Raw genomic sequence first — 14970 nt, 5'->3', positions numbered from 1 at the left:
CAAAAGTACAAAAACTAACAGGCATAAAAAAAGGTTGTCTGCTTTATGGGCAAACAACCTTCCTTTTTATGCGCATCGTGTTAATTTAAACCAATAACCTGATTGGCTCTTCGAGTAATCCTTTAAGTGTTTGTAAGAAAGCAGCACCTGTAGCACCATCTACTACACGGTGATCGCAGCCTAAGCTGAGTTTCATTACATTACCTGGCACAACTGCTCCGTTTTTCACAACAGGGATTTGCTGTATAGCTCCCACAGACAGGATCGCACCATCAGGAGAGTTGATGATTGATGTAAATTCATCAATACCAAACATACCCAGGTTAGAAACTGTAAATGTAGAACCTTCCCAATCTGCAGGTTGTAATTTCTTAGCTTTTGCTTTCTGACCGTATTCTTTTACTTCAGCAGAGATGTGAGAAAGCGATTTGCCATCAGCAAAACGAACAACAGGCACCAATAGACCATCTTCTACAGCCATTGCTACACCGATGTTTGTATGCTCATTGAAACGGATTTTATCTCCACGCCATGATGAGTTAACCGCAGGATGTTGTTTCAATGCTACTGCAACCGCTTTAATGATAATATCATTGAAAGAAACTTTAACCGGAGCAACTGCGTTGATGGCAGTACGCGCCGACATTGCATTGTCCATGTCAATACTGATGTTCAGGTAGAAATGTGGAGCAGTAAACAGGCTTTCTGCTAAGCGTTTAGCGATCACCTTACGCATTTGCGATACTGGTTTCTCTGTATATTTCTCTTCACCTACATATTGAGGAATGCTTGGCGCAGCTTTCTCCGCAGCCGGAGCTGATGAAGATGCTGTTTTTGCCGCAGCAGGCGTGAAGTTTTCAATATCTTTTTTAATGATACGTCCGCCATCTGCACTACCAGCAACCTGTGAAAGGTCTATTCCTTTTTCTTTTGCAATTCTTTTAGCCAGTGGAGATGCTTTTACGCGGTCCCCAGAGCCTGAAGCAGCAGGAGTTTCTTCTTGAGGCTCAGACTTTGATTCAGCAGCTTTTTCAGCAACCGGAGCATCAGATTTCGCATCAGCAACAGGTTTTGCCGGAGCATCACCCTGTGCAAGGATACCACTAATGTCTGTTCCTTCCGGTCCAACAATGGCAATAATGCCATTTACTTTTGCGGCAGCACCTTTTTCAACACCAATATGCAATAAAGTACCGGTTGCATATCCCATAACTTCCATAGTCGCCTTATCGGTTTCTACATCAGCCAGGATATCATCATCCTTCACCTTATCACCTACGTTCTTATGCCATTCAGCAATTACGCCTTCAGTCATCGTATCGCTTAGCAACGGCATTCGAATTACCGTAACTCCTTTTTTCTCTAATTCTGCTTCAGAAAGACCTCCGCCTGATTGAGCTGGAGCTTCTTTTTTCTCCTCAGCTGGTTTTTCCGTTGCCGGGGCAGCTTTTTCTTCCTGAGCAGGGGCAGCAGCGCCGCTTTCAGCTTCAAGAGCAGCTTTATAATCTTCCCCTTCTTTACCGATTACAGCAATTATAGCATCAACAGGAACAGCCTTACCTTCTTCCACACCTACGTATAACAAGGTACCATCCCAATATGATTCTAAATCCATGGTTGCCTTATCGGTTTCCACTTCGGCCATAACATCGCCGCTTTTTATTTTATCGCCAACTTTTTTATGCCACTTAGCCATCACCCCTTCGGTCATGGTATCGCTCATTTTGGGCATTCTAACTATTTCAGCCATTCTATAATATCTATATTAAAATGAGGTTCTAAATTTCTTGATATGGGTAATCTGTCTGTACATAAACATCAGTAAACAGTTCTGATGCTTCCGGCCAAGGAGATTCTTCTGCAAATTTCACAGACTGGTCTACAATCTGTTTCACTTTAGCTTCAATCTCTTCAATCCAGGCCTGATCAGCATATTTCTCTTTAAGAATTGCCTCTCTCACCTGCTCAATTGGATCTTTCGCTTTATATTCTTCCAGCTCATCCTTGGTGCGGTATTTCGCAGGATCAGACATAGAGTGACCACGGTAGCGGTAAGTTCTCATCTCTAAGAAAGTAGGTCCTTCACCTGCTCTTGCGCGCTGAATTGCTTCATCCATTGCATTATGAACGGCAACAGGATCCATACCATCAACCGGAGCACATGGCATATCAAATCCTAAACCTATTTTGTAAATATCAGTCATGTTGGTGGTACGCTCCACAGAGGTTCCCATCGCATAAAAGTTGTTCTCACAAACAAATACTACAGGAAGTTTCCAAAGCATTGCCATATTGAATGCCTCATTTAAAGCACCCTGACGAACAGCGCCGTCACCCATATAGCAAATATTTACATTATCAGTGCCTTTATATTTTTCGGCAAATGCAATACCAGCACCCAAAGGAATCTGACCTCCTACGATACCGTGTCCGCCGTAAAAATTGTGCTCTTTGCTGAACATGTGCATTGAACCACCTTTTCCTTTAGAGCAGCCAGTAGCCTTACCGTACATTTCTGCCATAATGCTATCAGCACTTACACCAAGAGCCAGTGCCTGGGCATGGTCACGGTAAGTAGTAATCATAGAATCTCCTTTTTGCATAGCAGAAATAGCTCCCGCTACTACAGCCTCCTGGCCAATATATAAATGACAGAATCCACGGATTTTTTGTTGTCCGTAAAGCTGTCCAGTTTTTTCTTCGAATTTGCGCATCAGCAACATCGACTCAAACCACTTCAGATAGGTATCTTTATTAATTTCTACTGCACTCATTGTTTGGTGTTGATTTTTATTTACGAGAGCAAATCTACTTTTTTATTGCAACATATCGAAAAATCATTGTAAAATGCACACTAAGGTTACAGAATTTTTAGCCCCTTTTGCCTGTAATCCAACAGCCGATATTAACCCTTAACTCAATATCGACAAATAAAAAGCAAACATACCACAGATAATCCCATCTTAAGTTGTCTCCAAACCACTACTTACAAAAATTTATATGGCTAAAAATTTAAGGCACTTTTAGTGGAAATGTTAATAACTTTCAACATAAATTTCCCTGTATTTGGATAACATTTGTAAAATACATATGTTTGCCATCCAAACAATAAGCCCGTAGTGGTGTACGTTTAAGTGTAAGTGCTTTTTACCCAAACTTAACAGTATAACATGATAAAAAAGTTTTTGTTGTCATCATTCATTGTATTGTGCTGCCTTTCGGCCGTTAACGCACAAACAAAAACAAAAGAATCAAGCAAATTAGAAGATCCTGATAACTTAGCCTCACAATATTTTTCCCAGGTAATGGGTGTCGCAATGGATGCGACTTCAAACGTTAAGCTTTACAAATTCATCTACGAATGGATTGGAACTCCTTACCGTTTCGGAGGAAATACCAAGAAAGGCATTGATTGCTCGGCATTTACAAAAGCGATTTACGATAAAGTTTTCAACACCACCATCTTAAGAAACTCACGCGATATTTTCAGCATGGTAAATCCATTACCAAAAGATGAATTAAAAGAAGGTGATCTGGTATTTTTCAAAATTAAAAGCAGAAGCATTACACATATTGGCATCTACCTTGGTGATAGCCGCTTTGCACATGCGTCTTCAACACGTGGTGTAGTAATCAGCAATTTAAATGAACCTTATTACTCACGTTACTTCTATAAAGGCGGAAGAATAATTGAAGGTCTTAAAGAAGAACTCGTAGAAGAATAACAGTTTTTGAAAATCATAAATAACAGTCTCTTCAGCATTGTCATGTTCCTGGCAATACTGAGTTGCACTACTACCGGCAATACGACCAATATTCAGCAGGTGATCACACCTGATACACCACGTTTCATAAAAGACACCATTTCAATCACCGCTGTTGGCGATATCATGATTGGATCTGCTTATCCCAGTAAATCAAACCTCCCTAAAGATGACGCGCTCCACAGTTTCAAAAACGTAGACACATTCCTAAAAGGAGATATTGTTTTTGGCAATCTTGAAGGATGCTTTTTAAACAGTGGAAAATCTACCAAATGCAAAGATACCATTGGCAACAGCTGCTTTGCTTTCAGAATGCCGGAACGCTACGCCGGAATCATCAAAAATGCTGGTTTTAACCTGATGAGCGTAGCAAATAATCATGTGGGTGACTTTGGGTTAAAAGGCCGCGAAAGAACGACACAGATTCTGGATTCTTTAAATATCAAATATGCGGGATTACAATCCCATCCTTTTACAATTTTCGAAAAAGACAGTGTCAGATATGCATTTTGTGCATTTGCACCAAATGAGAATACAGTATCCATCAACAAGACAGACAGCGCAGTCAGATTGGTGAAAGAGTTAAAAGCACAGGCAGACATTGTCATTGTTTCTTTCCATGGCGGTGCTGAAGGTGCTAAATTCGAACACATCACCCGCAAAAATGAAATCTTTTATAAAGAAAACCGCGGCAACGTTTATGCATTTGCACATGCCGTGATAGATGCAGGAGCAGATGTTGTACTTGGTCACGGCCCACATGTAACCCGGGCGGTTGAACTCTATAAAAATAAATTCATTGCTTACAGCCTCGGAAATTTCAATACCTACGGAATGTTCAGCCTCAAGGGACCAAACGGATTTGCTCCCCTGCTACAGCTTAAGATCAACAGCAAAGGAGATTTTCTTTTTGCAGACATCGTATCCGTAAAACAGGACAAGATCAATAAACTAACAATAGATACCAATCATACTGCCTTCTATAAGATCCGGTTCCTTACCAATACAGACTTTCCCGGAAACAAGCTCGACTTCTCAGAAAAAGGTCGTATCCGTATAAGGAATTGATCAGGCTTCGTCCTTCGTATTTTTAACCAGGCCTATACCAGAAACAAAGAATATAATCGAAATGACACCCACCACAGCAAGTTCTCTGGTTTGTATCGATTTATTCATAAAGCCATAGCCTGCATAGATCAGCCCGATTATCCCTAAAATGGTAAGGATAGTTCCAAAAGTACGTTTAACATTCATAGTAGATTTCTTTAGATACGAGTACAAAGCAATATCTGTGCCCAGTATTCTCCATATATTTCCTGATAAACCACCGAATTGTTCGTATCTTGATGATATTTCATTATCACTATAAAAAAACGCTATGGATTACACACTTTACATCGTTCTATTTTTTGCTTTAGTTATCCTTTTTAGTTCGTTTGTTACGGTTAAACAAGGTACTATTGCAGTTATTACAGTCTTCGGAAAATACAGGAGATTATTAAGCCCGGGCTTAAGCCTCAAAATACCAATTATAGAAAACATCCACTCCAGGATCTCTATACAAAACCGATCTGTTGAACTGTCCTTTCAGGCCGTGACCCAGGATCAGGCCAATGTATATTTTAAAGCAATGCTGCTCTATTCTGTCATCAATCACGATGAAGAAACCATAAAAAATGTTGCCTTTAAGTTCGTTGACTCTACCAACTTAATGCAGGCATTGATCCGTACTATCGAAGGCTCTATCAGGGCTTATGTAGCTACACAGAAGCAAGCAAATGTACTTGCCCAGCGAAATGAAATTGTAGAGCATGTAAAACACCAGATCGACCAGGTACTGGAAAGCTGGGGTTATCATCTCCAGGACCTTCAGCTGAACGACATTACATTTGATGAAGAGATCATGCGTTCAATGAGCCGTGTAGTTGCATCAAACAACTTAAAAGCTGCTGCCGAAAATGAAGGTCAGGCCCTTTTAATCACCAAAACAAAAGGAGCTGAGGCCGATGGTAATGCCATCAAAATTGCAGCCGCAGCAGAACGTGAAGCAGCTCAGTTAAGGGGACAAGGTATCGCGCTGTTCCGTGCAGAGGTAGCCCACGGTATGACAAAAGCTGCTCAGGAAATGGAAGAAGCGAACCTGGATATTTCTGTTATCCTCTTCACCATGTGGACTGAATCTATCAAACAATTTGCAGAAAACAGTGAAGGGAATGTGATCTTCCTGGATGGTTCTACAGAAGGGATGAACCGCACTATGAAAGAGATGATGGCCATGCAAATTCAAAAAGAAGCAAGCAAATCTTCTAAATAAAAAACACCGATATAAAAAGAGGGGCTTCTGATCAGAAGCCCCTCTTTTTATATCCTCGAATTAAGGATTAAAACTTTTGCTGTACAGTTTTCACAACATCCTTTCCATTGGAATTTGTCATACGCATCAAATCTCCCATTACCTGCAAGCTCTCATCTTCAATAAAATCAAAGCTTTCTTCTTTCTTGATCTTATCTCCTTTTTTCAATGCAGGCAACCCTCTTGAAGCCCTAAGCAGGTTGGTTCTCGCAAGCGATTTAGCCTCAAGGCTATCACGTTCAGCTTTCAGTTTGGCCTGATTTAAACTTACAGAAACTTCACCATCACGTTTCTTCACCTCAGCGAGATCTTCCTGCAGCATTTTATAATCCAATGATTTTGCCATTCTTTCTTTGTGAAGTTTCACCAGCTCTGGCTTAACCGGACTTAGATTTGCAACGGGGGTATAGTTAGATTTTGAAATTACATCCCAAGGCAATGCAGATTTTTCCGTATCCTCACCAATCTTATCCATTGGATATAACGATGGGAACTGGATATCAGGCATCACACCTTTATGTTGTGTGCTACTACCATTTACACGATAAAACTTAGCCATAGTCAGGTTAATCTGTCCAAGCTGAGGAGTTGGATCTTCCTTCCCACCAGGTAAGGCTTTAACTTTACCACTGCTAACCAACGCAGCTAACTTCTGTAACATTGACGGGTTAACCAATTCATTCATGTTGATAGAAGACTGTACAGTTCCTTTTCCATAAGTCTGTGTACCCATAATTATGCCTCTTCCATAATCCTGAATAGCACCTGCAAAGATTTCAGAAGCAGAAGCACTTAGTCTGTCTACCATCACTCCAAAAGGTCCGCTCCATGCTACACCATTACTTTTATCTTCATGAACTTCAATGTCGTTTCTTAAATCTTTAACCTGAACAACAGGGCCTTTATCGATAAACAATCCCGTAAGGTCTATAGATTCCGTTAATGAACCGCCACCGTTTGCCCTAAGATCCATCACAATCGCATCTACCTTATCTTTATTCTTCAGCGTATCAATCAGTAACCTCACATCACGTGTTGTACTTTTAAAGTTAGGGTCACCAGCTCTTGCGGCTTTAAAATCAGCATAAAAAGCAGGTACCGTGATGATCCCAATTTTGTATGCTTTTCCGTTCGACTGGATCGTCCTCACCTTTTTCTTTGCACTCTGATCTTCCATCACTATTTTCTCCCTTACCAGTTCAATGATCACTGGTTTAGCAGACAACTCCTGACCTGCAGGAATAATTTTTAGTCTCACTTTAGTTCCTTTCGGACCTTTTATTTTAGCTACCGAGTTTTCTATTCTCCAGCCGGTAATGTCTTCAAACTCTCCACTTCCCTGGGCTACACCAATGATTCTGTCACCTGCACTCAGCAATTTACTTTTAAAAGCAGGTCCGCCGGGAATTACTTCCCCTATTTTTAACACTTCATTCTCCAATTGTAATCTGGCACCGATACCTTCAAATGAACGTGCCATATCTTCATTAAACGCCTGTGCATTCGCTGGGTTAAAATAGTTGGTATGCGGATCAATCGTTTCTGTAAACGCATCCATGATCATCTGGAAAACGTCCTGGTTATTGATTTTAGATGATTGTGATTTCAGACTTTCATAACGTTTGGTCAGGCCTTCCACATTTTTCTCATCTGCAGTACCTGAGATTTTCAGGTTCACAAGCTCATACTTTACCCTTTTTTTCCAGATGTCATTTAAAGCAGTCGTAGAAACTGCCCATGGCATTTTTTCACGGTCAAAAGTATAGGTATCATTCTGGCTAAAATCCTGTTTCGTTTTGATCTGGGCCAAAGCGTAATTGATATACTCGTTATATCTTTTCAGATAAACGTTAAATATATAAAAAGGGGCATTCAGGTCTCCAATTCTAAAATTATCGTCCAGTTCATACCTGAATTTCTCAAATTCTTTGATATCTGAATCCTGGAAATAATAACGGTACGGGTCAAGATCTTTAATGTACTTATCCAATACGAGAGAGGATATAGAATCATTGACTTGTATCTTCTTATAATTGTAGCGCTCTATTAGTGACACAATTTCTTTTACAACAAGTGATTGTTTTTCGTCAGGCACAATATTAGTTACACCCTGAACCATTTGCTGTGGTTTCGGTGCAGCTTGACATGCAAGTACAGCGGCGGTAAAGGTTACCAATAATATTCTCTTTAACATCTCTTTAACAATTTTAAAATCCATTTTTATATTCCACACTAATATGATACCAATTTCACAAATAAACAGAAAAGAGACAGGATTATTACTGTCTCTTTTCTGTAAACTTAGTAAAATTATTAAGACTTTCTTATCGTTGCTTTGGCAGGAATCAAAGCTCTGGCTTCCCTGATCTGGTTTTTAAACACACTTGTATTTGCCGATCTGGCCAATAATTCAGCCCGGTTTATATCTCTGGAAGCCATTGTGTATTCCTTTTTCCTAATCTTAACATGCGCAAGACCAAGAACAGACTCTATGTAACTATTGTTACTTCCTATTTGCTTGGCAAGGATACCCTGCTGTGTATAAAACCACATAGATTGGGTAAGTTTATTTGAGGCCAGGTAAATTTTCCCCAACTGACTATATGACTCCATTTGCCCTGTTTTACTGCCAATCTTTGAATAGTTTTTCAAGGCGACATTCAACACAACCTGCTCTGCCTCTGTATAATGAGACTGCAGATAATGAACATTACTCAATCGCATCAAAGCAGTTCCGTAACGACTAAATTGTTTAGAGCTATTGTATTCAAAAGCAGCCTTTCCAAACAAAGTTATCGCCTCATCATAATCGCCCTTCTTTTCGTTTTTCTCCGCTTCTGCAAAATAGGCATTGCCATCTTCTTCATCCAGACTAGACACCGCAATGTTAATCGCGCTGCTGACAGGCGGTTCCTGCGGCGGCACAAAATGGCTTGTTTGTGTCATTGCCCGGTTAGAAATAACCAGAAAAATAATTGCTAACCAACTCTTATTCATTGCCCTAAAGATATAACAAAAGTATTAAACAATCATGATTTCTCCTAATTAGTGTTTTATTGTATTATTCTACTGCCTTGATTTCATTTGATCTTTCAGGTTGATATAGTTTACCAAATGATTGAGGTGTTTTGCCATTAACTGTCATTATTTTAAATCTGCTTTTTTGATTAAACAGGATTTTTCCAGTAAGGTAGTAGTCCATTGTACAATTCACTATTCCCACTTTAGGTAGGAGATCAAAACTACCTAATCCAGGATGATATTGCTTTAACACGGCTGGATTAAGCTTTATACTTTCAACATCAGCATTTAGAAATTCCCAATAACTAAATATTTTAAGATTAAAAGGATTATTTCTCACCGTTTCGGACAAATATGTTCTATTCTCCAGTTCCTTCCATATAAAGGCATTTTTGGTTTCATCTGCAATTTCTTTAAAATCACCCATATTATAGCCTTTGCTATATTTATCTGAAGCAGTTAGAATCCCATCTTTAAATTGATTAGGGAAATATATCATATTATTACAGATAAGGTTATAAACTACTAACACTGGCTGACTAATTTTGAAATACTGCTTACCTTGTTTAATGATAAGGTTATATTCCAGTGTTTTTAGCGCTGGCATTTCAAAATTTCTTGTTGTAGCATGCGCATAAATCGGTGCAATTGCCTGTTTTAAAAGTGCCAATTTATCAATAATCGTTAAAGACGATATTTTTTGGGGATCTATTTGAGTATACTTTAAAGTATCCCCAGGCTTTATGATCGGAACCGCAGTGACAAGTATATCGTTATAAACATATTTTAAACCCTGAATGCTTTTACTTAGCTCCTTAACATTCAACGGTGTAAGATCTTTTGGATGCGATGTAAAATAATAGTTAAATAAATGCAAAGTAGTATCTCCTGATTTCACAATAGATTCATTCTGAGACAACCCAATATTTGATTCAAACTTTATATCATTCTTACCTTCATGTCTTTCAAAGATGAGGTACTTTTGTCCATAGCAAGATGAACCCCAGAATGCAATGGCAAATAATATTATCGATCTCATAAGTAATCATATATAGCATCAGCAATCATAGCCTTGTTTATTTGCTTTTGGTTTAACTGATTATCATCCTTTTGGCAAGAAACAATAGACACAATAAAGGACAAAGAAAAAATAATCCGAAGGATGGATTTTGAGAGTGTAAATTTCATTAAGTATAATAACGTTATCTCAAATATATAAATTATTCCTTTACCCAATCTGCAAAGGAATGAATGGTCCTTTTGTAACGCATCCTTTTGTCATTCCGAGTTTCGATGAACCGAGTCCTCCACGAGCTCTGCGAAGCAAATCTATTATCAACCTCTCCTTCGGAAACAACGCAGGACTCCACGCCGTCCTCGGTCTACTATACCCAGCCTCTTTAAATCAATAACTCAAAAAGGCCGCGCACCACGGTTGAGGCGTTTTGAAACCCACGCACTCAAGATACTCTTCAACACGTCTACCACAATTTCCACAACCTGCTCCCTAGTTGATGAGCTAAGTTACGATTACACAACTACGGGTAATAGGCCTGGTTCGGTCAACGATACCTATTCCGGTAATATCAGTGCTTTATTTCAGCTTCCCGGGGTGACCAGTTATGTTTATGACGCGAATGGAAATAAGCTATAGCCAAAAATCGCTACCAATAGAGTTTATAATACTTGTTCTATACCGATTTAGATGCAGAGAAAAACACTAATCATGATTTCTCATAATTAGTGTTTTATTGAACAAGCTTCATGTAATTTATATAGGGTTCTAAAAAAACAACTGCTTTTTCTTCATCCTTTTTTTTCAGCTTGGGCCATAGTGAAAGATAGTTTGACAAAAACACGCCGTTCTGCTTTACAGAAATCGAGGTGTCATCCCTCCAGAGATATAGATGGAGGTTTCGGCAATAGTAGCCAGGTAATTTTGAAACCTGCTGTCCACTCATTTCGCTTCAAAGTGTGCAATAAATAATCTGCAAACTATCCACTTGACTGATTTTAAGTGCATTAGATGGATTTCTGTTAGAGTCTGAACTCTTGGTGGTAATTCTGATTTTAAGAGCGTAGTGAAGCGCTAATGGTCAGAATTTTTGATTGAGAAAGGTTTTGTGTAGAGCGAGTGAGATGAGGGGCTGAGAATGTTACTTTACGCCGATGGATCTGCCTGGATACGGAGCATACCCCATCCAAAAACTACGGCTGCTGTCTGGCAAAATTAAAGTGGACACTTTGGTCTGAAAAGGACTGAACACTATTGCCGGAATCTCCAATCTAAGAGGCAAAGTAGGCAATCTGGTTAGTTACACACTAAACGGGAAAAACGTAGTTCGCGAATTAGGAGAAACGACAAAGCCTCCTACCAAACCAAAGCTTGCGAATTATCAGAAAATGGCAGTAGTAAATGCTTTCTTAAAACCTATTCTGCCTTTCATCAAACTGGGCTTTGCATTTGCAGTACAAGGCACAGACCGCAACCAGCACAATGAAGCAGTTTCCTATAACAAGCGGTTTGCCTTGCAGGGTGAGTATCCGAATATAGCAATGGATTACAGCAAGGCACTGCTAAGCAAAGGCGATTTGCCTCCTGCCTTATCACCAGCAATTAACAAACTTCCAAATGGCATTGAATTTACATGGCAGGTGCCTGCGGATATGGACTACGCTGACCTGTGCAATAGGGCTATGCTTCTCCTCTATTTCCCCGAAAGCAAAACTGCCATATTTGATTTAAGCGGAGCAAGGAGAAGCGAGCTTAGAGACTTCTTCCCTTTAGCTTCAGAGCTACTGGAACAGACCATACATGCCTACATTGCTTTTGTAGGAGATGACAGGTTGAGTGTAAGTGATAGCGTATGGGTAGGAAGTATTAACCAATAAAGCATAACCTTCTTACAACACAGCAGTTAATCCTTCAGGCAAGACCAGCAAAGGAATCTTCACGCTTCCTGCCTGCTTCTTGGTAAAACTACCCCTGATCAACTTGTCCATAAAACTGTGTGGCCGGTGTACCATCACCAGTATATCTATCCAGCCATGTTCACTAAGCCATTGCAACCCGTCATTCACATTAGCACTGCTGATTTCCCGGTAATAGATCTTATCATAGTTGATCTTACAGGTTACCTCATTTAAAAATCGATCTGCCTTTTTAGCATCGTAATGCTTCGGATCATGATCAACATGTACCACCACCAGCTCGGCATTAAAATGACGTGCAAAGCCAACTAGTGTATGAATGATTTCGATGTCCCGTTTATCCAGATCAGTAGCAAAAGCAATTTTTTTGACCTCTTTAAATTCACACCCTCCGGGAATCAGCAGTATGGGAGATGTACTATTTTCGATCAAAGACCTGCTTACGCTACCGGTAAAGAACTTCGTGATTGCTCCTGCACCAGACATCCCCATCACCACAAGCCCAGCATGCTCTTCTTTCACCAGCCGGTTTATCAATTCAACCGCCCCGCCCGGCTCTGCCGTATGCTCCACCACCGGCTTAAAGGTATTTGGAAAATTCAGCTCCCTGCTTTCCTGCATCAGGTCTTTAGCTAAGACATCCAGTTCTTCTGAAACATCCTTAAATATAGACTCATAGTTGTACAAAGGCCAGACAACCTGTCCGGCAACAGTTGCATCAACCGGTACCATAAAAGCATGGCAAAGCTTAATATTCGATTTCAGGTATTTGGCAATATGCAATGCATATTTAGCTGCATCACCTGCCGGCTTAGAAAAATCTGTTGGAACTACGATGGTCTTCATGACTCAGTTATTTGATAATCAACTAAATGACTGACATAAAGTTCGGGATTTTTATCCGCTCAAATAATGACAGCGATCACTTAAACCGCTGACCATAAACATAAAAACCTAGTAAGGATTAAGGAAAAACCTTCAACTCATCATCAAAAGAAGCCCAAACCATATAAGGGTGAGAGTCCGTATGGTAGACTTCGCCTGTTGCGGATATCCCTATTACCCCGGCAAAGCCATCAAAGGATTTTAACTCTGTAAATGATTTATCGCAGGCGTCTTTCAAAGTAAAGCCATCGGTTACGCGGGTTACTATCTTGGCAGCAAGGGCGACATTGACAATATCTTCCCCTACGCCTGTACAGGAAATCCCTGCATGTTGATTTGCAAAATTACCCGCTACGGTTGCTGAATCGCTTACGCGGCAGGGAATCTCAAATCCTTTGCCGCCTGTTGACGTGGCCGCAGCGATATTTCCGTCGGCATCAAGCGCCACACAACCCACTGTTCCTTTACGCTCCTGCTGGTTGAGCTTGGCTTCATATTCTAGCTGTCGCTGGGGTGTAATCGGATTGAAATAGCTGAAGCCATTTTTCGAAGCAAAGGCAGATGCACCCTCTCCACTCAACACACGGTCTTCATAGTCCAGGAGTTTTCGTCCTACCTGGATTGGATTCTTGATGTCTTCTATATTGATCACACCGCTAAAACGCTGTGTTTTTCCATCCATAAGAGAGGCACTTAACCGGACTTTACCATCGCTCTGGATCTGCGAACCTAAACCTGCGTTGAACAGTTCGTCATCTTCCAGCAGAGAAACAGCATATACTACAGTGTCTAGTGCGGTATGGGTTTTCAGGAAATCATGGGCCTGTTTAACAATCGATGATAAGGCATCCTGCTTGGCTTTCTTCGTTTCCTGGTTGGTGGCTGATTCACTAAAAAAGCCGCCATGAATGATCACCTTCATATTAATCTAATGAAACTACTTTGGGATGATGAATGGTCAGTTGATGTGCATTAAGATCATAAGTATCTCCGTCGCACATGACGTGTACCACCATATTTTTAATGGAAACGGGCTGACCCATTTCTACATCGGTCAGGTTGGTATCTGCCATATGACGGCCGTCTACCAGGATCACCATACCGCTTCCTATAGCCTCCATAACGTTGCCGCCAGAGATATAAAGTCCGGTATCTTCACCCAGTCCGATGCCTAAAATACCGGGATTACTGGCCACGGCGTAAAGCAACCTGCCAATTCTTCCGCGCTGTACAAAATGTGTATCTACAATAACGCCATCTATAAAACCCAATCCGCCGGTGATCTTCACTTCGCCTTTTAGCAAGGCATCTTTACTACTGCCCTGGTAGATCATATTTTTAGAGCTTGCCGCAGCTCCTGCTGAGGTTCCTGCAATAACAATCTCTTCATTTGTATATTTATCCAGCAGGATCTGATTAAAAGCTGTTCCGCCAAATATAGATGACAGGCGGAGCTGATCTCCTCCTGTAAAAATCACTACATCGGCTGCTTTTACACGCTCACAGTTTTCAACTGCATTGGCCTGTTCACGGTTACTGATGTTCAACACACCTACATCATGAACATCCAGCTGAGCAAATGCCTTGATGTACTCTTCTCCTACTTTTTCGGGTATGAGTGAAGCTGTAGTAATGATTTCAAAACGTGACTTGGTATCCTTAACTGATTCAACCGTAATTTTCTTTAAAATACCCCTTTCAAAAAAGTTCATATTTTGAGGCAACCCGAACTGTGTTTCCGTAAAACTTCCGGTATTTATTGCACCCCCTATAATAATTAATTTACCCCTCGGAGCCATTTTAAGTGTTTACATTTTCAATAATTTCAAACTTAGATAAACTGCCTAGCAATCACGAACATTTTTTTAAAAACTTATCCATGATTCCGGGCTTATTAACAATATCATCATCTAAACTTTAACATTAAATTACCTTGCTGAAATATATTCACAACATCTCAATTATTTTTTATACTTTAATATCTCCAACCAACGAAAGTAATCCGAGCTTAATAAT

The 14970-nt window shown here is 40.2% G+C and carries 13 protein-coding genes; 4 read left to right on the top strand and 9 right to left on the bottom strand.

Annotation, left to right across the window (positions count from 1 at the left end):
- Positions 1 to 85: 85 nt before the first annotated feature.
- Together R2Q78_RS13790 and pdhA are read right to left on the bottom strand one after the other, a co-directional pair.
- The gene (locus R2Q78_RS13790) at positions 86 to 1750 is read right to left on the bottom strand and encodes a pyruvate dehydrogenase complex dihydrolipoamide acetyltransferase (protein ID WP_316792850.1); all 1665 of its coding nucleotides are present in this window, start codon (positions 1748 to 1750) and stop codon (positions 86 to 88) included.
- Positions 1751 to 1778: 28 nt separating this feature from the next.
- Positions 1779 to 2774, bottom strand: a complete 996-nt coding sequence (gene pdhA / locus R2Q78_RS13785) for a pyruvate dehydrogenase (acetyl-transferring) E1 component subunit alpha (protein ID WP_136835996.1) — start codon at positions 2772 to 2774, stop codon at positions 1779 to 1781.
- Between the two features lie 396 nt (positions 2775 to 3170).
- Here pdhA and R2Q78_RS13780 point away from each other — a divergent pair, with 396 nt between their 5' ends.
- Positions 3171 to 3725, top strand: coding sequence for a C40 family peptidase (locus tag R2Q78_RS13780; protein WP_136835997.1), 555 nt, complete (start codon positions 3171 to 3173; stop codon positions 3723 to 3725).
- 6 nt (positions 3726 to 3731) lie between these two features.
- Positions 3732 to 4832: a CapA family protein gene (locus tag R2Q78_RS13775; RefSeq protein ID WP_316792845.1), complete on the top strand. Its 1101-nt coding sequence runs from the start codon at positions 3732 to 3734 to the stop codon at positions 4830 to 4832.
- Here the strand turns inward: R2Q78_RS13775 and R2Q78_RS13770 are convergent, their stop codons facing one another.
- A complete protein-coding gene (locus R2Q78_RS13770; protein WP_316792843.1) occupies positions 4833 to 5018 on the bottom strand; it encodes a hypothetical protein in 186 nt (61 codons plus the stop codon).
- A gap of 124 nt (positions 5019 to 5142) precedes the next feature.
- Between R2Q78_RS13770 and R2Q78_RS13765 the strand changes: the two genes are divergently transcribed.
- Positions 5143 to 6078 carry an SPFH domain-containing protein gene (locus tag R2Q78_RS13765; protein WP_316792842.1) on the top strand — a complete coding sequence of 312 codons (936 nt, stop codon included), beginning with the start codon at positions 5143 to 5145 and terminating at the stop codon, positions 6076 to 6078.
- Between the two features lie 67 nt (positions 6079 to 6145).
- Here the strand turns inward: R2Q78_RS13765 and R2Q78_RS13760 are convergent, their stop codons facing one another.
- The 3 genes from R2Q78_RS13760 to R2Q78_RS13750 form a co-directional block, all read right to left on the bottom strand.
- Positions 6146 to 8311: a carboxy terminal-processing peptidase gene (locus R2Q78_RS13760; RefSeq protein WP_316792840.1), complete on the bottom strand. Its 2166-nt coding sequence runs from the start codon at positions 8309 to 8311 to the stop codon at positions 6146 to 6148.
- A 119-nt stretch (positions 8312 to 8430) separates the two neighbouring features.
- Positions 8431 to 9063, bottom strand: coding sequence for a hypothetical protein (locus R2Q78_RS13755; RefSeq protein ID WP_316792837.1), 633 nt, complete (start codon positions 9061 to 9063; stop codon positions 8431 to 8433).
- A gap of 115 nt (positions 9064 to 9178) precedes the next feature.
- Complete coding sequence (locus R2Q78_RS13750) at positions 9179 to 10036, bottom strand: hypothetical protein (protein ID WP_316792835.1); 858 nt, start codon at positions 10034 to 10036, stop codon at positions 9179 to 9181.
- Positions 10037 to 11397: 1361 nt separating this feature from the next.
- On the opposite strand from R2Q78_RS13750, the gene R2Q78_RS13745 reads away from it, so the two are divergent.
- On the top strand, positions 11398 to 12030 hold the full coding sequence (locus R2Q78_RS13745; RefSeq protein ID WP_316793562.1) for a DUF6266 family protein: 633 nt from the start codon (positions 11398 to 11400) through the stop codon (positions 12028 to 12030).
- 12 nt (positions 12031 to 12042) lie between these two features.
- Here the strand turns inward: R2Q78_RS13745 and R2Q78_RS13740 are convergent, their stop codons facing one another.
- The 3 genes from R2Q78_RS13740 to R2Q78_RS13730 all read right to left on the bottom strand — a co-directional run bounded on the left by R2Q78_RS13740 (position 12043) and on the right by R2Q78_RS13730 (position 14753).
- A complete protein-coding gene (locus tag R2Q78_RS13740; RefSeq protein ID WP_316792831.1) occupies positions 12043 to 12915 on the bottom strand; it encodes a universal stress protein in 873 nt (290 codons plus the stop codon).
- Between the two features lie 118 nt (positions 12916 to 13033).
- Positions 13034 to 13876, bottom strand: coding sequence for an isoaspartyl peptidase/L-asparaginase (locus tag R2Q78_RS13735; protein WP_316792829.1), 843 nt, complete (start codon positions 13874 to 13876; stop codon positions 13034 to 13036).
- 1 nt (position 13877) lies between these two features.
- A complete protein-coding gene (locus tag R2Q78_RS13730) occupies positions 13878 to 14753 on the bottom strand; it encodes a cyanophycinase (protein ID WP_316792826.1) in 876 nt (291 codons plus the stop codon).
- Positions 14754 to 14970: the final 217 nt, after the last annotated feature.

The sequence above is a fragment of the Pedobacter frigoris genome, assembly GCF_032678645.1.
GTDB classification, from domain to species: Bacteria; Bacteroidota; Bacteroidia; order Sphingobacteriales; family Sphingobacteriaceae; genus Pedobacter; species Pedobacter frigoris_A.
The sequence above is the reverse complement of the archived record's forward strand: the minus strand, read 5'-3'. Positions and strand labels throughout refer to the sequence as shown.